Source organism: Ruegeria sp. CG3, from assembly GCF_056537205.1.
In genome coordinates, this window is sequence record NZ_JBQFRC010000001.1 from 2,098,932 (window position 1) to 2,118,438 (window position 19,507).

The following is a 19,507-nucleotide window of genomic DNA, read 5'->3' on the forward strand; positions in this document are numbered from 1 at the left end:
TGCTCATGGATTGAGCAAACGAATCCTTCCTGAAATCCAACTCTGGAAAGGCGCGGCACAAAGCTGATCCGCAGGACCGGCAGCAGCGGATTGCGCAGTCATAATCGAATATTACTATAAAAATGCAGACTCGACCCGGTGGTCTGTACTAGGCTGCCTGCGGGTGGATACTTCTGAGGGCACCAATGTCTGGCGACCTAAGGGAATGGCTGAGCGCCCTTGGGTTGTCCGATTACGCCCAAGCGTTCGCGGAAAACAAAATCGACTTTGCAATTCTTCCTGAACTTACGGGCGAGGATTTGCGCGAGATCGGGGTGACTGCCGTCGGCGACCGTCGCCGGTTGCTGCGCGCGATATCCGAGCTGGACGTCCCGGAAACCGTCGGCGCGTTTGAACCCGAGGTCGAACTGGAACCGGCAAAACGTCAGGTCACTGTTCTGTTCGCGGACCTGACCGGCTTTACCAAATTGTCCAGCGAACACGACGCCGAAGACATGCACGCGCTGCTGAATGCATTCTTCGGCAAGGTTGATCGCGCCGTCGAGAAATTTGGAGGCCGGATCGACAAGCATATCGGAGACGCCGTCATGGCGGTGTTCGGGGCGCCGATCTCGCACACCAATGACACCGAACGGGCGGCCCGCGCCGCGCTGGAGATTCACGCCGCGCTGCCCACACTTGACCCGCCCCTGTCGTGCCATATCGGCATCGCCTCGGGGCAGGTCATCGCCAGCACCACCGGAAGCGAGGCCCATACCGAATACACCGTGACCGGGGACGGCGTGAATCTAGCGTCCCGCCTGACCGACATTTCTGCGCCGGGTCAGACGCTGGTGTCGGATGACATCCAGCGCGCGCTTGGCCCACTGTTCGTCGGCGAGGCGATCGGCACCAAGGCAATCAAGGGCCTTAACAAGGAGGTCGGAATCTGGCGTCTGGACCGTCTGGCCCGGAACATTCGCACGCGGCGCCACAAATTCATCGGGCGGGAACGCGAGATGTCGCTGTTCTCGGCAACATTCGACCGGTGCCAGCGCCATGGAAAGGGTGAGGTTCACATCATTCTTGGCGAACCCGGTATCGGCAAGACCCACTTTTCGGAACAGGTGGCCGAGCTGGCCGCAAACCGGTCCTATTCGATCCACGGGGGCGTGGTGATGGATTTCGGCACACGCGAAGGGCATTCGGCCATCCAGTCCATCGCCCGCAGCCTTCTGGGGCTCGACCCGACCGACGACTCCGATGCCAGCACCGCAGCCGCTCATGACGCGATCAGCCGGAGGTGGATCAACCCCGCCAGCTCAGCCCATCTGAGCGCCTTGCTCGAACTTGAACAGGATCCCGGGCTGGCCGAAGTCTATGCCGCGATGGACAACGCCGCACGCATGCGGGGTCGGCGACAGGTCATCGACGAACTGCTGCAGGCCCGCAGCCGCGAGGCCCCCCTTCTGCTCCAGGTCGAGGACATCCATTGGGCGCCACCGGACATTCTGACCATGTGCTCTTACATGGCTGCCGCGACGCGGGACCTGCCTTGCGTTCTGATGATGACCAGCCGGGTCGAAGGCGACCCGATCGATCGGGAATGGCAGATGGGAACGGATGGTGCGCTGGTGTCCAAGCTTGAGCTGTCACCGATGGGTGACGAACAGGCGCGGAAACTGGTCGAGGAATTCACCGCCATCGACCCCGAGCTGTTGGAAACCTGCGTGCAACGCGCCGGAGGCAATCCGCTGTTTCTCGAGCAACTGCTGCGTAATATCGACGGCCTGACCCGCGACACTGTCCCCGGCAGCATCCAAGGCATCGTGCAATCCCGTCTGGACGGGTTGGATCGTCGTAGCAGAACGGCGATTCAGGCAGCATCGGTTCTGGGGCAGCGGTTCTCGCCCGAAGTTCTGAATTATCTGCTGGGTGAAGGCCATCTGGACACGTCCGACCTGATCCGCTCGGCCCTGATCCGCGAGGCCGGGGCAGATCTGATGTTTGCGCATGCTCTGATCCGCGACGGATCCTATGCTACGCTGGTCAAGTCCGAGCGCGCCCGACTGCACCGGCAGGCAGCAAGCTGGTACGAAGGCAAGGACGCCACCTTGCGCGCCCAACACCTGGACCGTGCCGACGCCTCCAACGCAGCCGAAGCTTATCTGGAGGCCGCCGAAAACCTGATTCATGCCTTCCAGTTTGACGAGGCCAGCCCGCTGATCGAACGCGCGCTCGAGCTTTCGGCGCCGCCGGGTATCCGGTTTGACCTGATGTGTGCCCGCGCGGAAACCCATCGACTTCAGGGCCTGTCGGACGAGGCCCTGAGCGAATTCAACGAAGCCGCTGCCTTGGCCGAGACTGACGCGCAGAGTTGCCGCGTTCATATCGGTCTGGCACAAGCCGCACGCCAGGCCAGCCTGTACCAGGATGCGCTGCACAGCCTCGACATCGCCGAGGCCGCCGCTGACCGCAATGGATCGGAACGGGATCTGGCCCAGATCAGCTATGTTCGCGGAAACATCTATTTCCCACTGGGACGGGTCGCGGATGCTCTGCAAAGCAACGAAAAAGCGCTGACGCTGGCCCGCAAACTGGAATCCGTCCGGCTGGAGGTCGGCGCCCTCAGCGGCTTTGGCGATGCGAATTTCATGAATGCCGCAATGCGTACCGCCGCAGGGTTCTACACTCAGGCCGTCGAAAGAGCGCGGGACAAAGGACTGGTCCGGGACCTGGCCGCCAACCTTCACAATCTGAGTGTTGCCCGCAGTTACTCGGGTGACGTGGCGCAAGGTCGGGCCGATGCGCAGGAAGCCATCGAAATCTCGCAGAAATACTTTGCCTTCGTGCCGGAATGTGTCGCGCAGACCTGCCTGGGCGTCGCGTGCACCTTTCAGGATGACTTGGACGGTGCGCTGCAGGCCTTCATCCAATCCGCCGATATCGCCCAACGTGTCGGTGCCAAGCGACTCGAGGCTCAGGCGCTGGAACACTTGGCGCGGGCGCAGGTTTATGCCGGGCAAAGGCACGAGGCTGAACAGGTGGGGCGGCGCGCCGTGGAAATCGCGTTGGAACATGGCCGCAACTTTGTCGGCCCCAAGGCGCTGTCGGCATTGGCCTTGGCTCTGGACGATCCGGATGCCCAGGATGATCTGTTGGATCAGGGCGTCCGGATACTGGGCGAAGGCTGCGTTGGGCATAGCCACCTGCATTTCTACGCAGACGCCTGCGCCGTGATGCTGGCCCGCCAGAATTGGGACCGCGCGATCCGCTTTGCCGACGCCTTGTCCGAGTTCACCGCCTCGGAGCCGCTGTCGATGGCCGATCTGTCCATCCGTCACACCCGTCTTCTTGCTGCGACCGGGCAACAGGGCCTCGCCCTGTCTGACCACGCCGAGTTTCCAGGACTTCGATCACAGTTCGATGATCTGGGCGTGGTGCGGTCGCTGATGGGGCATCTGGATTTTCCGGTGGCCGGGATGGCCGGTCAACCGACGGCATGAACCGCATGACGATGGAACAACAGGAAGAAACAGGGCGCGTAATGACGGTCGAGAAAAAGGTCTGGGGTCTGTCAGGCCTCGTGTCGCTGATACTGACGGCCGTATTGTTCTACCTATGGGCATCGCTGAACCATTTCGAGCAGGACCCGACCCAATTGCCGGATCAAGCCTCGGTCGATTCCTACCTGGAGTCGCTGGAGAACGCGCCGGATTATCGGGTCAGGACGGGAATATTCCTCAAATCCTTCAGTTTCGTCGACGCAAGCGATGTCCACGTCACGGGCTATGTCTGGCAGCACTATCAAACCGGCGTCCATGACGCGATAAAACCCGAACCCGGTCAGGCCGGGTTCCTTCTGCCCGAGTCCGTGGATGTCGGGAGCGGCCTTATCGAAGAAGCCTACCGGATGCCAGAACCCGGCGGCGAAGTGATCGGCTGGTACTTTGAGCAGACCCTGCGCCAGTCCTTCGACTACACCAGCTATCCTTTCGACCACAAAACCGTCTGGGTGCGGTTCTGGCCGGGCCGGTTTGACGTGAACGTCGCCTTGGTTCCCGACTTCGACGCCTATCCCGCGACTGGGCCAAAGGACATTTTCGGGATCGACAACCGCATCGTCATGGGCACTTGGGAACGCGAAAACACCTATTTTGACTACAAGCTGTCCGATTTGGACACGACGCTGGGCATCAACCAGAACGAGTTTCAGACCAGACTGCCCGAACTGCACTACAACTTTGTCATCAAACGCAACTTTGCGAACGCCTTCGTGGTGCACATGATCCCATTGATCGTAGTCACGATGCTTCTGTTCGGCGCCGTAATGACGGTGACGCGGAAGCCGAACCTGGTCGAACGGCACGATTTCAGCACCTCAAGCGTGATCGGAACCTGCTCGGTCCTGTTCTTCGTGATCCTGCTGGCGCATGTGCAATTGCGCGAGGGTTTTGCCGGGTCACCGGTGATCTACATGGAGTCCTTCTTTTTCCTGATGTACTTCATGCTGCTTGTTGTCTCGGTGAACACCTATCTGTTCGTCTCCGAGTCCGCACCGTCGCTGCGCTTGATCCACTATCGTGACAACCTGATTCCGAAGGCCGCGTTCTGGCCATTTGTCCTGAGCTGCATGATCGCGATCACCGCCTACAACCTCAGCCTCAAGTCACCTCCGTCAACGGATGCCCCCGAGGCCATCACGCATCAGGACGGCTCGCGGCCGCCTCATACCCGGGCTTGAGCGTCCCTGTGGCCATGTCGATCGAGTATTCGTCGACCAATTCGGACGCACCGCTTTCCAGTTCGGCAAGGTATTTTTCCGGATTGGCGATGACGTAGACGTAGGCCGGTTTTTTTACCCCATCCATCAGGACATTGATCCGCTTGCGGACATAGACATTGTCAGCCGCGCCCGGTCCGTGAAAACCCTCGAGCTTGTCGAGTTCCTTCAACCCGCCCGAGGTGACCCGGTAGACCTCGCCCTTGATTGGACGGCCAGTGCCCTTGCGATCCACCAGTGTGGCCATGCGGTGCAGATAGGCACAGTTCGGGTTGTCGCAAAACGGCTCTTTCGGAACGATCAGGGGCATGGGCTGCCGAGTGACCGCCTGTCCAACGAAATCATCCAGGACGTCCGCATGAGCGTCGTGGTTGGGAAATCCTTTTTTGAGCGATCCGTAGGTAAAATACAGATAGGTCTTTTCGCGTTCATCGATCAGGTCGTCTTCGTCTTCCACCTCTTCCGGTTCTGACAGGGCGTGCGTGTTGGCCCATTCGTCCAGCATCGCGCGGATCTCGTCCGACACCCTGATGCCCCTGGACCGCACCCGATCCTGCAGGAAGTGGATCAGAGGGCTTGCATCGATGCTCTCCGCCGCCAGCAGTGTTTCTACCATCTCGGCCGAGTTGTTCATCGCGGCGACATGCAGGCTGGTAAATCCGTGGTCATTGACCGCGTTCACGTTGATACCTCTTGCGATGAGGGCTTTGGCAGCCTCGATGTCCGGTTTTCCCAGGTCTTGCCCGTTCTCGGTCAGCTCGCCCTCGCCCCCGGCCGCATAGTGCAGCAGCGTGTCGCCATTATGGTCATCGACAATGTCGATACCGGCGACCCCATCATCTATGGCCTGAAACACCGGCTCCCATTGGGCGAAGTCATCCGAGGCCGCGGCCTCCTGCGCCCATTTGCAGATATTGTGTTCGTGGTTTTCCAGCTCTTCGAAGGCTTCTTCCAGCACCTCCATGATCTGGTCGGGCGTGGCCATCATGCCGATGCCCATCATCCCGTTCGACAAGCGCCCCTTGCGGGGACCCACAAGATCAATCCCCAGATCGCGCAGCTTTTCGACGTTGTTCTGGGTGGTGACGTTGTTCCACATGTTGGTGTTGCAAGCCGGGCAAAGGATCGCCGGCTTGTTGCGGTACTGCCAGGCCACAAAAACCGAGGTCAGCAGGTTGTCGGCAATGCCGTTGGCGATCTTGCCCATCGTGTTGCAGGTGACCGGCGCGACGATCACGCAATCGGCCCAGTCGCACAGCGCAAGATGCGATGCGCGCAAAGGCATCCCGAACTCGGTATAGCGAAAGTTCCACTCGTCATCGTCGCGGTAGTAGTCATTGTGGGTGATGTAGTCGTCAACCGTCTTGGTTTTCTTCCCGGTCTTTTTTGCCTTGCGGGCCTCGCTGGCCTTGTCGGTCCCGATATCGCGAAAGAACTTTTCGGCCGAAACCGAAGGGATCAGTTTCACGTTGTGACCTGCCTCGGTGATCCGGGCGACCAACTGAGGCACCTTGTCCGCAGCCGACGAGCCGCAGGCGCACAGCAGAACGTTCCGGCGACCGTTTGGCGGGGCTGTCAACCCGCCCTTGGGATATCCGAAGATGTTCTTGTCGAGGCTCGGCGACTCGTGGCGCAGCAAGACAGGCAGACCGGCTTTCTTCATGTCTTCCTGCAGGCCGCCTTCGAGGATCATGTCGACGATGTCGCTGCGCTTGCCCAGGCATTTCCCATGGAAGAAGAGATAAGGCACCTTTTCCTTGCCGCTTTCCGCCACCAGTTGCCGGCGCATTTTCATGGCGTTGGCCCCGTGTCCGGCGACATCGACCAATTTCAGACCGGTCGCGCCGATATTGGCCAGAATGTTCTTCAGCATGTTCGACCATGGGTCCTCATCCTCGTAGAACAGAACCAGCGGGTTTTCCCGGACGATCCGCGCCACGTCGCTGGGGTCTTCCGGGGGCTGGGTCTCCTCGATCACCAGCATGGCCGGGCTTTTCAGGTCGCGCAGCCCGCGAAAGATATGCCCGCGCGGCGCCTGCCAAACCTGCGAAGTCGCCGGGCTCATATCTACGACCGTTACAAGATCGGCCTTTTCGTCATAGGCCACGCACAAGCACCAGAACTCTTCCAGCAGCGCCGTCTCGCGGAACACGTTTTCGGGCGGCCGGATCACCTCGAACCCCAACACGCGGTTGAAGTCGATGTTGATCATCAGGTGGCGTCCCTCATGTTCGTTCAGACTGCGCAGTTGATCCCGGAACCAGTCTTGCGGCGACCTTTTGTCCTTCCCGGGTCGTTCGGCATAGCTGCGGAACGTGCTGCCGATATGCACCTCGGACGTTCCAGCCAGATACCGCTGGGCCATCTCGCTCATCTTCTTGGCGGTCGATACCCGGCTCAGCGCCTCGGTGTACGAGGTCTGGGTCGCGATCAGCAGCTTGTCTTCGGTGACCTGGACATCGCCCAAAATCTGCAGGCTTTCGGCCAGAACGCCCAGGCTGTTCATGTTCGGGCTTGCCCGACGGAACAGGTTGCGGCGCTTCTTGGGATCGCGGGCCAGATACCTGGTGCTGTCCACATAGTTGCAGTCCTGCCGGAAGGTCTGCAGCGTGGTCTTGACCGCTTCGCGTGCAGAGAACCGCAACAGCCCGCGCGCCCGCATCGAGGTGCCGTCGCGGTCGGACATGGCCGCGTACAGGCGGTCGATCGTGGTGACCCATAGCTTGCCGTATTTTTCGGGATGCACGTCCATCATGTGCACCAACCCGGTGCTGGGGTTGCACTTGGCGATCACCGCGAAATGGCCGCCGGGCATGGTGGGCTTGCCATGCGCGACCCCAACCTGAAAATTCGCCACCAGAATGTCGTTGTCTCCGCCCAGACGATTGGACTCGTCAATCGCCTCAAGCAGCAGTGGCACCGAGGTCGTGGCCTCGTCCATGAAATAGGCCTGGACCTGCACCAGGTCGCGCAGACCCTGCGAATGGATATAGGTGCACGCCACGTCGAACAGCTCACCCAGCGAGATGCCGTCATTGACGACAAAGCTGGTGGGCAGTTCGCACACCCGGAAGATGTCGTTCACCTCGCAGCTGAAGCCCAGCGCCGACATGCTCAGCGCGGCCGCGGTCACACTACAGCAGTTGATGGGTTGCTGGAAATTCTGAAGATGCACACTGACCAGATCGCCAAACAGCGTGGCGTAGCATTCGCGTCGAATTTCCGCGGGAATATCCAGCCACTCGTTACTGGCCAGAAAGGCAAGCCGAGTGCCGGGCAAGGCAACGGCCTGCAGGCTGACCGGTATGTCGCGGATCTCCAGATGCTCTTCGTAGAAATAGTCCCCGGTATCGGCGGTCGCCAGATCAACGTCGTTCTGGCGCAGCTTCACGATGCCGCCCAAAACCACATACATCCCGCGCGGCGGCAGAACCGTGTCCTCAAGAACTTCGAACAGATCGAAATGCTGCCTGAGCCGCTCGGCGCTCTGCCGCACCTGTTCGCCGGGCAGAACGGCGAATATTTTCTCCCAATCGGCAGATGTGGCTTCAATCGGTTTTGAATTGGAAATCGTCTGTGTGGTCACGGCCAGTTCCTCCCCCAAAAAGTCAGTGGCGCAATGGTTTCGTATTTCGTGGTCACTTTCCTGAAATCAGCATGTGTATTTTGCAGTCTCCCCCGCCGGACAAACGGCAGACCGCCCGACCCGTGGCGCCATTCAATGCTGGCTCCACCCCTTAATTTGCGCAGGCAATACGAGCGATACTTGCATTCTTAGTACAGATTTGCAGAAAAATCACTGGGATTGTGGGGTTTACCCAGCTTCGCAACCTGATGCACCGCTGGGGCAGAGCGGCCTTGATTGATCGGGTGATAGACGCCAACGTGCAAGCAACCCGCCAGACCCGCGGCCGGTTCAAAGTAACGGAGCCCCCAATGTCAAAACATGGATATGAATCCGGCCGCCTGAATCTGCCGTTCGTCGGCATCGCCACATTCGGCAAGAAGCCATATGTGCAGGATTGGGACCGGATCAATGCCGATGTCGCCATTCTGGGCGCCCCGTTCGACTTCGGCTGCCAATACCGGTCCGGAGCCCGGTTCGGCCCGCGTGCGGTGCGCGAGGCATCGACTCTGTTCAGCTTTGGTCATGCAGGTGCTTATGATCACGAGGACGATGCCACCTACTTGGGCGAAGAGGTGCGCATCGTCGATCTGGGGGATGCCGATATCATCCACACCAAGACCGAAGCCAGCCACGCGAATATCGAATACGGGGTACGCAAGATCCTTGAGGCCGGCGCTCTGCCCGTGACGATCGGTGGTGACCATTCCATCAACATTCCATGCATCAACGCCTTTGATCAGGACTGCGCCCGAAACGGTCCCATTCACGTGGTCCAGATCGACGCGCATCTGGATTTCGTGGACGAGCGACATGGCGTTACGGCGGGCCATGGAAGCCCGATGCGGCGGGCGATCGAGAAGGACTATGTCTCGGGTATGACCCAACTGGGCATCCGCAATGTCTCATCGACCGCGAAAGAAGGTTACGAGGATGCACGCGCGCGCGGCTCCGACATCTTGTCGGTACGGCAGGTCCGCAACCTGGGGACCCAGGGGGTATTGGACCGCATCCCCTCGGGCGTCCGATACTACGTGACCATCGACATTGACGCGTTTTGCCCATCCATTGCACCGGGCACCGGAACACCAAGCCACGGCGGTTTTTTGTACTACGACGTTCTGGAAATCCTGCAGGGCCTTGCCCGGAAAGGGCAGGTCGCCGGCATCGACCTTGTAGAAGTTGCACCGGCCTATGACCCGACTGAAAGCACGCAGATCCTTGCCGCGCAGCTGTTGCTGAACTTCATCGGCTTCATCTTTCACCACAAGGAATGAAAGAAACCCCGGTCACATCAACTCGGAGAGATCAACCAACGGGGTCTCTCGTGTGACCGCGACGGCGTGACTACCACCGGGGGACTGAACCCGCACGTCCACGCGTTCAGCCTGCGAAAACCGGTCGAAGTAATCAAATCTCATTTCACCAAGCGCCTGAAGGTTGCTGCACCTGATCGTGTATTCGGCCTGAAATTCGGGCCGGTGATCGTCAGACCCCAAGGCCGACCCGGCTTCACCGCCCAGCAGCGCCACGTTCGCCGTGGCCGTGGCACAACCCGCCTCGGCCGTGACCGCGAACAGGGTCATGGGCTGTGACAGGTCCGAAATGGCGACCGCGACCTTCGCCTTTTCCTCTGCGCTCGAAGCGGGAAGATCAAAGTCAACGATTTCTGACGCGGGAACAGACAGAGACAGCGTGTACCCCGAATCCAAAAACGCGATCTCCAGCGCTGCGGGTTTTGGCGCCCCTTCCTGCTGCGCGTCCAACGCAAGGGGAAACACGCAAAGGGCAAACGCCAGGGATCTCATCACGCAACCACCACCAACTCAAGAATCACACCATCATTGTATCTGCGCGCCATCCGCAGGCAACGGCGCGCAACCCCGTCTGGCCCCGCTGGAAATGCCTAGGCAGATCCAGAGAACCCATCCAGCCAAACCGTATTTGGCCAAAACAACGGCGTGTTTCACAATTAATTCCCGACTTAAAGACTCGGGTTGACATAACTTACAATTTCACTCAGTTAATATTCATCTCTGCACCCGCACCGGGTGCTCTTGCCCATTCATTTCGACAGGAAGGCCTGAACTTCATGACCCGCGTATTCTCGACGACCAGCCTGGCAGCCTTGCTGATGGCAACGGCGGCAGCCGCCGGCGACGCCCCCGCCAAGGTCGACATTCTGGAAACCTATGCTGACATTGCCGAAGCAAAATATGACGACAGTTTGCGTGCTGCCCGCAAGTTGCAGGCCGCCGTTGCCGCACTGGTTGAACAGCCTTCTGCTGAAAACCTGACCGCCGCACGGCAGGCGTGGGTTGCCGCGCGCGTTCCGTATCAACAGACCGAGGTCTATCGCTTCGGCAATCCCATCGTCGACGAATGGGAAGGCAAGGTGAACGCGTGGCCTCTGGACGAGGGTCTGATCGACTATGTGGATGCGGCCTATGGCGGCGCGACGGACGAAAACGAGCTTGCGGTTCTGAACGTGATTGCCTCGCCCAGCTTTGAGCTGTCTGGCCAGCCGGTCGACGCGACTGAGATCACGCCCGAGCTGCTGTCTGAGACCCTGCACGAGGCCGACGGAATCGAGGCCAATGTGGCAACGGGTTATCACGCCATCGAGTTCCTGCTGTGGGGCCAGGATCTGAACGGTCACGGCGAGGGCGCCGGCAACCGTCCGTGGACCGACTATGCGCAGGACGAGTCCTGCACCGGCGGCAACTGCGATCGCCGGGCCCAGTATCTGGTGGCGGCGACCGACCTGCTGGTCTCGGATCTCGAATGGATGGCCGCGCAATGGCAGGACGACGGTGCCGCGCGGGCGGCCCTGACCGACGACGCTGACTCGGGCATCAGTGCAATTCTGACGGGCATGGGATCCCTGTCCTATGGCGAACAGGCCGGTGAGCGCATGCGTCTTGGACTGATGCTGAACGACCCGGAAGAAGAGCATGACTGTTTCTCGGACAACACGCACAACAGCCACTACTATGACGGGTTGGGGATTCAGAACGTCTATCTGGGTCGGTATGTCCGGATTGACGGCACTCCGGTTTCGGGTCCGTCCCTGTCGGATTTGGTTGCGGCCTCGGACCCGGCTCTGGACACCGAGATGAAGACAAAGCTGGCCAACACAATGTACGCGCTGGGCCAGATCAAAACCACAGCCGAGGCCGGATTTGCCTACGATCAGATGCTCGAGCGCGGGAATGTCGGTGGCGAAACGCTGATCATGGGCGGCGTTGAAGGTCTGATCGATCAGACCAAGACGATCGAACGCATCGTGTCCGTGCTGGGCCTGGGCAATGTCGCATTCGAAGGGTCCGACAGCCTCGACAACCCCGACGCCGTTTTCCACTGATGAACCAAAGCAGCCGGGCGTAGCGATCGCTTGCGCCCGGCCCTGCGACAAGCTGTGTCTGGACCCGAAGCAAATAACCTACTATTTGACTAGGAATTAAAAAGGGCCGAGTCGCCATGATCGTCTGCCACTGCACCAACATCACGGATCACGACATCCGCGCGGCAATCGACTGGATGCGCGCGGCAGATCCCCGAACCATATTCACGCCGGGCAAGATTTACCATGCTTTGGGAAAATCGGCGGATTGTGGCGGGTGTATGCCGCTGTTTCTGGACACGATGCGCGCAACCGATAACCTCGAAGTACCCATGCAACTCCGCGCCCTGCGCGCGGATGATACACAGGAGAGTGCAGATGAAGGGCGACCCCAACGTCATCGAATACCTAAACAAGTCCCTGCGGCATGAACTGACGGCGGTCAGCCAGTACTGGCTGCATTACCGCCTGCAGGAGGACTGGGGCCTGGGCCACATGGCCAAGAAAAGCCGCGAGGAAAGCATCGAAGAGATGCAGCACGCGGACAAGCTGATCGAGCGGATCATCTTCCTCGGCGGCCACCCCAACCTGCAGAAGCTCGACCCGCTGCGCATCGGCCAGACGCCAAAGGAAACCCTGGAATGCGACCTGGCGGCCGAGATCGACGCCCGAGCCCTGTACAAGGAAGCGCGCGAGTACTGCCAACAGGCCGGCGACTTCGTGTCGATGGCGCTGTTCGAACAACTGATGGCGGACGAGGAAGGGCATATCGATTTCCTCGAAACCCAGCTCGATCTGTACGAAAGACTCGGCGAAGCAAATTATGCGCAACTCAATGCATCGAAAATGGACGAGGCCGAATAAGACGGGCCTCTTCGTGGTGGCCGTTTTTGCGGCCACCCCTTCCCTGTCTCAGGATCTGCGGGACAGTCATTTGAACCCCCTCCCCCGAACCGGCGCTGAACGGGCACGGATCGCCACAGTCACCGCAGCGCCGTCGGATTTCACGCAGCCCCAGCGCTATGAGGACCTGCCGGCAGGCGCCGCAACGGTGCGCGCCCGGACCGATGCGGATGCGTTCTCGCAACCCTCGGCCAACCTGAGCTTTGAGCAGGAGCTGGATTTCAAGGTCGGCAACGGGCTGTTCAAGAAGGTCTGGGTGTCGTCTCCGTCCTCGACTCTGGCCTCGGATGGGCTGGGGCCGCTGTTCAATGCCCGGTCGTGCCAGCGCTGTCACATCAAGGACGGGCGTGGCCACACCCCGGCCGGACCCGAAGACAACGCCATTTCGATGTTCCTGCGCGTTTCCATCCCCGGAACGCCTGCGGACGCGCCGGAAGGGATCGAAGGGTATCTCGCTACCCTGCCCGAACCCACCTATGGCGGCCAGATGCAGGATTTCGCCCTGCCCGGCCACCAGGCCGAATACCGGCTGGACATCACCTACGAGGAAATCCCGGTGGAACTGTCCGACGGCGAAACCGTGTCGCTGCGCAAGCCCACCTACAGAGCGGCCGATCTGGGCTATGGGCCGTTGCACCCGGACGCGATGCTCAGCCCACGCGTGGCGCCGCAGATGATCGGTCTGGGCCTGCTCGAGGCGATCCCGGCCGAGGACATCCTGGCCAAGGCCGACCCCGACGACGCCGATGGGGACGGGATCTCGGGGCGGCCCAACATCGTGTGGTCGACGGAATTCGGCGAACCCATGCTGGGCCGGTTCGGGCTGAAGGCGGGCATGCCGACGATCATGGAGCAGTCGGCCGCGGCCTTCGCCGGCGATATCGGCATTTCCAGCCCGCTCTACCCCGCGCCATTTGGCGACTGCACCCCGGCCCAGGCCGATTGCCAGACCGCCCCGCATGGTGACGGCGACGAACGCGGCTTCGAGATCGACCAGCAGGGCATGGATCTGGTGGCCTTCTACAGCCGCAACCTGGGCGTTCCCGCCCGCCGCAATGTGGATGACCCGCAAGTTCTGCGCGGGAAAGAGGTTTTCCACACCATTGGCTGCGCGTCCTGTCACACGCCTGCTTTCGTCACCCACCGTCTGCCCGACCGGCCCGAGCACAGTTTCCAGCTGATCTGGCCCTACACGGACCTGCTGCTGCACGACATGGGCGAGGGACTGGCCGACAACCGCCCCGAGGCCCGCGCCACGGGCCGCGAATGGCGCACCGCGCCGCTATGGGGCGTCGGCCTGACCAAACGGGTCTCGGAGCACACTCAGCTCCTGCATGACGGCCGTGCGCGCTCGCTGCTCGAAGCGATCCTGTGGCATGGGGGCGAAGCGCAGGCCGCGCGCGATGCAGTCGTTTCCATGCCAAAACCGGATCGGGACGCCCTGATCGAATTTCTTGAAAGCCTCTGACCGATGCGCCTTGTCCCACTGATCATCGCCGTTCTGGTTCCTCTGGCTGTTGCCGCTCAAGATCGGGCGACAGTTCCTGAGGACGTTACACAGAACCACATCCTTCCAAGATTTGAAGAGCTTTCCGAAAGATCGGCCGAACTCTCCACGGCCGCACAGCACGACTGTTCTTCGGACTCCGAAAACCTGCGCGCTGCATTCCATTCGGCGTTCGATGCATGGATTTCTGCCAGCCATTTGCGATTTGGTCCGTCCGAAGTCGATGATCGCGCTTTTGCCCTTGCCTTCTGGCCGGACACCAAGGGCTTTACGCCCAAAGCTCTGACCGGAATGATCTCGGCTCAGGATCCTGCGGTCACCGATGCAGTTGCGTTTGCCGAAACATCGATCGCGGGGCGCGGCTTTTTTGCACTGGAACTCATGTTGTACGACCCCGAGTTTTCCAGACGGGGAGATGCAGCATATCACTGCGACCTGATCCGTGCGATTGCGTCCGACATTCACCAAAATGCCGCCGCGATCGCTGCCGACTGGGCAGATTATGCAGTGAACTTGACCCAGCCCGGCACCGGCAAGGTTTACCGATCAGAAGACGAAGCCCTGCAGGAGCTCTACAAGGCCCTCGTCACCGGGCTCGAATTCACGGCCGATACCCGTCTGGGCCGCCCGATGGGCAGTTTCGACCGCCCCCGGCCCAACCGGGCCGAGGCCCGCCGGTCGCTGCGGTCGCTGCGGCACGTGGAACTGTCGCTGGTGGCGCTGCGCGATCTGGCGGCGCGGCTGTCGGCCGACCACCCGCAGATTGCGGCCTCGCTGGACGATGCCTTTGCCCGCAGCATCACCCGGGCGCAGGCGCTGGACGATCCCGCGCTGGCTGGCGTGGCCGAGCCACAGGGGCGGCTGCGGATCGAGGCGCTGCAGCAGTCGATCAACGACATCCGCAGCTTGGCCGCCGCGCAGTTGGGTCCGACCCTGGGCATCAGCGCCGGGTTCAATTCATTGGACGGAGACTGACCGATGACCAGCCGCCGAAGATTCCTGACCGGTTTGGCTGCGGCCACTCTCGCCCCCCTGCCCGGCTGGGCTGCGGTCGGTTCGCCCGATTTCCTGTCGGCTGCACTGTTCGACGATGGGTCGTACCGCCTGGTCGGGTTGACCAGTTCGGGGGATGTGCGGTTCTCGGTCCCCCTGCCCGGCCGCGGGCACGCCGCCGCCGCCCATCCCCATCTGGCGCGGGCCGTTGCATTCGCGCGCCGTCCGGGGCGATTTGCGCTTGTGATCGATTGCGCGACCGGGGACCAGCTGACCCGGCTCGAGGCGCCGGCCGGGCGTCATTTCTATGGCCACGGCGCATTTTCGCCCGACGGCCGCCGGTTGTTCACCACCGAAAACGACTATGAGGCTGGCACCGGGGTCATCGGCGTCTGGGACGCGGCCGAGGGCTATGCCCGAATGGGCGAGTTTTCTTCGGCGGGGGTCGGCCCCCATGACGTAGTGTTGATGCCCGACGGCAAATCTCTTGCCATCGCCAACGGCGGCATCGAAACCCACCCGGATACCGGGCGCAGCAAGTTGAACCTGCCGACCATGCGCCCGAACCTGACCTATGTCAGCCTCGACGGATCGGTTCTGGAGCAGGTCGAGCTGCCCGCGGCGCTGCACAAAAACTCGATCCGGCATCTGGCCGTTCGTGCGGATGGCCTGCTGGCCTTCGCGATGCAGTGGCAGGGCGACCTGTCCCACAAACCGGCCCTGCTGGGGCTGCATCGGCGGGGTGGCCGTTACCACCTTCTGTCCGCGCCGGATGACATTCAGGCGACGCTGGCCGGCTATGCAGGCAGTGTCGCCTTTTCCGCCGAGGGGCGTCAGGTCGCCATCACCTGCCCACGCGGCAACGCGCTGCACGTCTTTGATGCCGAGGCAGCTCGTTTTGACAGCGCCCATTCGCTCGGCGACGTGTGCGGGTTGGGCCCCGGGCCATCCGGCTTTGTCTTTACCACCGGGCATGGCGATGTGGGGCATCTGGTTGGGTCAAACCCGGCGGTATCGCCCCATCCTCGGGTCCGTTGGGACAACCATCTGGTTCCCATTCGCCCTGCGATCTGAATTGGGCTAACCTCCGATACAGATTACACTTGGAAGAATCGAACGGCTGCCGTATTGGCGGGCGAAATTTCCACGCCTGCAACGCAAGGACTGACTTGATTGAAACAGACGCCCGTCGCACCGCATTCCATCTACGGGGTTGAAAAATGGGGCAAGGGTCTCATCGAGGTGACGGAGGACGGCGAGATCAGTCTGCGCAATCCCATGGCACCCGATGCGGCGGCCATCAGCCTGCCCGGTATTCTGCACGACCTTGATCAGCGCGGGATCAAGGCGCCGATGATCCTGCGCATCAGCTCGTATCTGGAACGCGAAATCGCGCATATCAACGAAAGCTTCCGCGATGCGATTGCGCGTACCGGCTACAAGGGGTCCTATCGCGGCGTGTTCCCGATCAAGGTGAACCAGCAGGCGCAGGTCGTCGACCGGATCGTCGAGTTCGGCAAGCAATACAATTACGGGCTCGAGGCCGGATCGAAGCCCGAGCTGGTAATCGCACTGGCGCACCGTCTGGCCCCCGAGGCGCTGATCGTGTGCAACGGCGTCAAGGACGCGGAGTTCATCGAGCTGGCCATCCTCAGCCGCAAGATCGGGTTCAACACGGTCATCGTTCTGGAAAGCCCGAAAGAGGCCGACACGGTCATCGAGGTCTACAAACGGCTGGGCATCGAGCCGCTGCTGGGCGTGCGGGTGAAACTGACCAACCAGATCAGCGGCAAATGGCAGGAAAGCTCGGGGGATCGGTCGACCTTTGGCATGAACACCGATCAGCTGGTCGCGGTCGTCGACAAGCTGCGCGATGCGGGCCTGCTGCATTGCCTGAAGCTGCAGCATTCGCATCTGGGCAGCCAGGTGCCCGACGTGAACGACGTGCGCCGCGCCGTGGGCGAAGCCTGCCGTTATTACACCGAACTGACCCGCGAGGGCGTGCCGCTGACCCACCTGGATCTGGGCGGCGGCATGGGCGTCGATTACACGGGCGAGAAGAAGGCGACCGAGAACTCGATCAACTACACGGTCGAGGAATACTGCGCCAATGTGGTGGAGACCGTGGCCTATGCCATGGACGAGGCCGAGGTGGACCACCCCACGCTGGTGACCGAGAGCGGCCGCGCGGTGGTGGCGACCTCGTCGATGCTGGTGTTCAACGTGCTTGAAAGCACGCTCTATGACGCGCCCAACGGCCCCGAGGTGGAACCCGACGACCACCACATGGTGTCCGATCTGGCGGCGGTGAACGGGTACCTCAGCCACGATCGGCTGCAGGAATGCTGGAACGACGCCACCTTCTACCGCAACGAGTTGCGCGCCCTGTTCCGCCGTGGCTATGTCGACCTGCGCCAGATGGCCCGGGCCGAGCGCATCTACCTGTCGCTGATGGCGCGGATCAAGGCGCTGGCGGCCTCGGACGAGGTCGAAACCGATGTGGATGACCAGTTGGAAAAGCTGGCGGACATCTATCACTGCAACTTCTCGCTGTTCCAGTCGCTGCCCGATGTCTGGGCGATCGACCAGCTGCACCCGATCGTGCCGCTGCAGATGCTGGACCAGGCCCCCGACCGCCGCGCGGTACTGTCCGACATCACCTGCGACAGCGACGGCAAGATCGACCGGTTCATTCTGGCCGACGGTGTCTCGCCCAGCCTGCCGGTGCATTCCCTGCCCGAAGATCGCGACTACTACATGGGCGTGTTCTTCGTCGGCGCCTATCAGGAAACCCTAGGCGACCTGCACAACCTGTTCGGCGACACCAACGTGGTAACCATCGACCTGCGCGCCGATGGCGGGTTCGACCTGCTGCATGAACAGGAGGGTGACACGATCCGCGAAGTCCTGTCCTATGTCGAGTTCGACCCAAGCGACTGCATCGCTGCCTTCCGCAAGATGGTCGACGAGGCGATCTCGACCGGCACGCTCAAGGCGAATGAACGCAAAACCCTGATGACTGCCTATCGCGACAGCATCAACGGCTATACCTACTACGAATAACCCCGGCGAAAGGAGAATTTCCCATGGGCAAGACACTGGTTGTTGGCGCGGGTGGCGTCAGCCACGCCGCCGTGCACAAGATGGCGATGAATTCCGACATCTTCACCGAGATCACGCTGGCCAGCCGCACCAAGGCGAAATGCGATGCCATCGCCAAATCGGTCAAGGAACGCACCGGCGTCGACATCAAAACTGCCGAGCTTGACGCCTACAAGGTCGCCGACACCGTCAAGCTGATCAAGGACACCGGGGCCGAGCTTCTGGTGAACCTGGCCTTGCCCTATCAGGACCTTGTGCTGATGGATGCCTGCCTCGAGGCCGGGTGCCACTATCTCGACACCGCCAACTATGAGCCCGAGGACGAGGCCAAGTTCGAATACCACTGGCAGTGGGCCTATCAGGACAAGTTCAAGCAGGCCGGCCTGACCGCGATCCTCGGCTCGGGCTTCGATCCCGGCGTGACCAGCGTCTTTGCCAAGTGGCTCAAGAAACACAAGCTGGACTCGATCCGCCAGATCGACGTTCTGGACGCCAATGGCGGCCAGAACGATCAGGAATTCGCCACCAACTTCAACCCCGAGATCAACCTGCGCGAAGTACTGGCCGACGCCCGCCACTGGGAAGGCGGCGAGTGGAAAGTGACGCCAGCCATGACCCACAAGGTCGAGTTCGACTTCCCCGGCATCGGGCCGAAGAACATGTACCTCATGTATCACGAGGAACTGGAGTCACTCTCGACCCACTTCCCCGAGATCGAGCGCGCCCGTTTCTGGATGACCTTCGGCGATGCCTACATCACCCATGCCAAGGTGCTGCAGAATGTCGGCATGACCCGGATCGACCCGGTGGTGCACAACGGGGTCGAGATCATTCCGATCCAGTTCCTGAAGACCCTGCTGCCCGATCCCGGCGATCTGGGCGCCGAAACCAAGGGCAAGGCCTGCATCGGCGACATCGCCACCGGCCAGGCCAAGGACGGCTCGGGCGAAAAGACCTACTACATCTACAACATCTGCGACCACGAGGAATGCTACCGCGAGGTCGGCAGCCAGGCCGTCAGCTACACCACCGGCGTCCCCGCCATGATCGGCGCGGCGCAAGTGCTGAAGGGCAACTGGCGCGAGCCGGGCGTTTGGAACATGGAGCAGCTCGACCCGGATGATTTCATGGACATGCTGAACAAGCATGGCCTGCCTTGGCAGGTCCACGAACTCGACGGCCCGGTCGAGTTCTGAACCCTCGGGGCGGTCCGCGCGACCGCCCTGCTTCATCTGGCCCAAAATATCCCGGGGGGTCGCCATTGGTCCAAGC

At 61.3% G+C, this 19,507-nt stretch carries 13 protein-coding genes; 11 read left to right on the forward strand and 2 right to left on the reverse strand.

Features of this window, described 5'->3' with window-relative positions:
• The first annotated feature begins 185 nt into the window (after window positions 1–185).
• Complete coding sequence (locus tag ACR0NB_RS10405) at window positions 186–3,485, forward strand: adenylate/guanylate cyclase domain-containing protein (protein ID WP_480775593.1); 3,300 nt, start codon at window positions 186–188, stop codon at window positions 3,483–3,485.
• Window positions 3,482–4,723, forward strand: coding sequence for a hypothetical protein (locus ACR0NB_RS10410; protein WP_480775594.1), 1,242 nt, complete (start codon window positions 3,482–3,484; stop codon window positions 4,721–4,723). Before ACR0NB_RS10405 ends, ACR0NB_RS10410 begins: the two co-directional genes overlap by 4 nt.
• Here ACR0NB_RS10410 and ACR0NB_RS10415 read toward each other — a convergent pair.
• Window positions 4,680–8,348: a flavoprotein gene (locus tag ACR0NB_RS10415; protein ID WP_480775595.1), complete on the reverse strand. Its 3,669-nt coding sequence runs from the start codon at window positions 8,346–8,348 to the stop codon at window positions 4,680–4,682. The two genes, ACR0NB_RS10410 and ACR0NB_RS10415, sit on opposite strands and share 44 nt — an antisense overlap.
• A gap of 350 nt (window positions 8,349–8,698) precedes the next feature.
• Between ACR0NB_RS10415 and speB the strand changes: the two genes are divergently transcribed.
• Window positions 8,699–9,664: an agmatinase gene (gene speB / locus ACR0NB_RS10420; RefSeq protein ID WP_480775596.1), complete on the forward strand. Its 966-nt coding sequence runs from the start codon at window positions 8,699–8,701 to the stop codon at window positions 9,662–9,664.
• A 12-nt stretch (window positions 9,665–9,676) separates the two neighbouring features.
• Here speB and ACR0NB_RS10425 read toward each other — a convergent pair whose 3' ends face one another.
• A complete protein-coding gene (locus ACR0NB_RS10425) occupies window positions 9,677–10,195 on the reverse strand; it encodes a ZrgA family zinc uptake protein (RefSeq protein ID WP_480775597.1) in 519 nt (172 codons plus the stop codon).
• Window positions 10,196–10,479: 284 nt separating this feature from the next.
• Here ACR0NB_RS10425 and ACR0NB_RS10430 point away from each other — a divergent pair, with 284 nt between their 5' ends.
• From ACR0NB_RS10430 to ACR0NB_RS10465, 8 genes are all read left to right on the forward strand, one after another.
• Complete coding sequence (locus ACR0NB_RS10430; protein ID WP_480775598.1) at window positions 10,480–11,751, forward strand: imelysin family protein; 1,272 nt, start codon at window positions 10,480–10,482, stop codon at window positions 11,749–11,751.
• Window positions 11,752–11,867: 116 nt separating this feature from the next.
• A complete protein-coding gene (locus tag ACR0NB_RS10435) occupies window positions 11,868–12,161 on the forward strand; it encodes a (2Fe-2S)-binding protein (protein WP_480775599.1) in 294 nt (97 codons plus the stop codon).
• Window positions 12,109–12,594 carry a bacterioferritin gene (gene bfr, locus ACR0NB_RS10440; protein WP_480775600.1) on the forward strand — a complete coding sequence of 162 codons (486 nt, stop codon included), beginning with the start codon at window positions 12,109–12,111 and terminating at the stop codon, window positions 12,592–12,594. The genes ACR0NB_RS10435 and bfr overlap by 53 nt, the downstream gene beginning before the upstream one ends.
• Window positions 12,566–14,101, forward strand: a complete 1,536-nt coding sequence (locus ACR0NB_RS10445; protein ID WP_480775639.1) for a di-heme oxidoreductase family protein — start codon at window positions 12,566–12,568, stop codon at window positions 14,099–14,101. Before bfr ends, ACR0NB_RS10445 begins: the two co-directional genes overlap by 29 nt.
• Window positions 14,102–14,104: 3 nt before the next feature.
• A complete protein-coding gene (locus ACR0NB_RS10450) occupies window positions 14,105–15,115 on the forward strand; it encodes an imelysin family protein (RefSeq protein ID WP_480775601.1) in 1,011 nt (336 codons plus the stop codon).
• Window positions 15,116–15,118: 3 nt separating this feature from the next.
• Window positions 15,119–16,207, forward strand: a complete 1,089-nt coding sequence (locus ACR0NB_RS10455; protein WP_480775602.1) for a DUF1513 domain-containing protein — start codon at window positions 15,119–15,121, stop codon at window positions 16,205–16,207.
• Window positions 16,208–16,306: 99 nt separating this feature from the next.
• Window positions 16,307–18,196 carry a biosynthetic arginine decarboxylase gene (gene speA, locus ACR0NB_RS10460; RefSeq protein ID WP_480775603.1) on the forward strand — a complete coding sequence of 630 codons (1,890 nt, stop codon included), beginning with the start codon at window positions 16,307–16,309 and terminating at the stop codon, window positions 18,194–18,196.
• A gap of 23 nt (window positions 18,197–18,219) precedes the next feature.
• The gene (locus ACR0NB_RS10465) at window positions 18,220–19,431 is read left to right on the forward strand and encodes a saccharopine dehydrogenase family protein (RefSeq protein WP_170340139.1); all 1,212 of its coding nucleotides are present in this window, start codon (window positions 18,220–18,222) and stop codon (window positions 19,429–19,431) included.
• The last annotated feature ends 76 nt before the right edge of the window (window positions 19,432–19,507 follow it).

What these genes read in the sequence shown, in the direction of transcription:
- ACR0NB_RS10445 (WP_480775639.1), top strand. Translation starts at nt 12,566, where the DNA reads ATGCATCGAAAATGGACGAGGCCGAATAAGACGGGCCTCTTCGTGGTG.
- ACR0NB_RS10430 (WP_480775598.1), top strand. Translation starts at nt 10,480, where the DNA reads ATGACCCGCGTATTCTCGACGACCAGCCTGGCAGCCTTGCTGATGGCA.
- ACR0NB_RS10455 (WP_480775602.1), top strand. Translation starts at nt 15,119, where the DNA reads ATGACCAGCCGCCGAAGATTCCTGACCGGTTTGGCTGCGGCCACTCTC.
- ACR0NB_RS10450 (WP_480775601.1), top strand. Translation starts at nt 14,105, where the DNA reads ATGCGCCTTGTCCCACTGATCATCGCCGTTCTGGTTCCTCTGGCTGTT.
- ACR0NB_RS10410 (WP_480775594.1), top strand. Translation starts at nt 3,482, where the DNA reads ATGAACCGCATGACGATGGAACAACAGGAAGAAACAGGGCGCGTAATG.
- bfr (WP_480775600.1), top strand. Translation starts at nt 12,109, where the DNA reads ATGAAGGGCGACCCCAACGTCATCGAATACCTAAACAAGTCCCTGCGG.
- ACR0NB_RS10435 (WP_480775599.1), top strand. Translation starts at nt 11,868, where the DNA reads ATGATCGTCTGCCACTGCACCAACATCACGGATCACGACATCCGCGCG.
- ACR0NB_RS10405 (WP_480775593.1), top strand. Translation starts at nt 186, where the DNA reads ATGTCTGGCGACCTAAGGGAATGGCTGAGCGCCCTTGGGTTGTCCGAT.
- speB (WP_480775596.1), top strand. Translation starts at nt 8,699, where the DNA reads ATGTCAAAACATGGATATGAATCCGGCCGCCTGAATCTGCCGTTCGTC.
- ACR0NB_RS10465 (WP_170340139.1), top strand. Translation starts at nt 18,220, where the DNA reads ATGGGCAAGACACTGGTTGTTGGCGCGGGTGGCGTCAGCCACGCCGCC.
- ACR0NB_RS10425 (WP_480775597.1), bottom strand. Translation starts at nt 10,195, where the DNA reads ATGAGATCCCTGGCGTTTGCCCTTTGCGTGTTTCCCCTTGCGTTGGAC.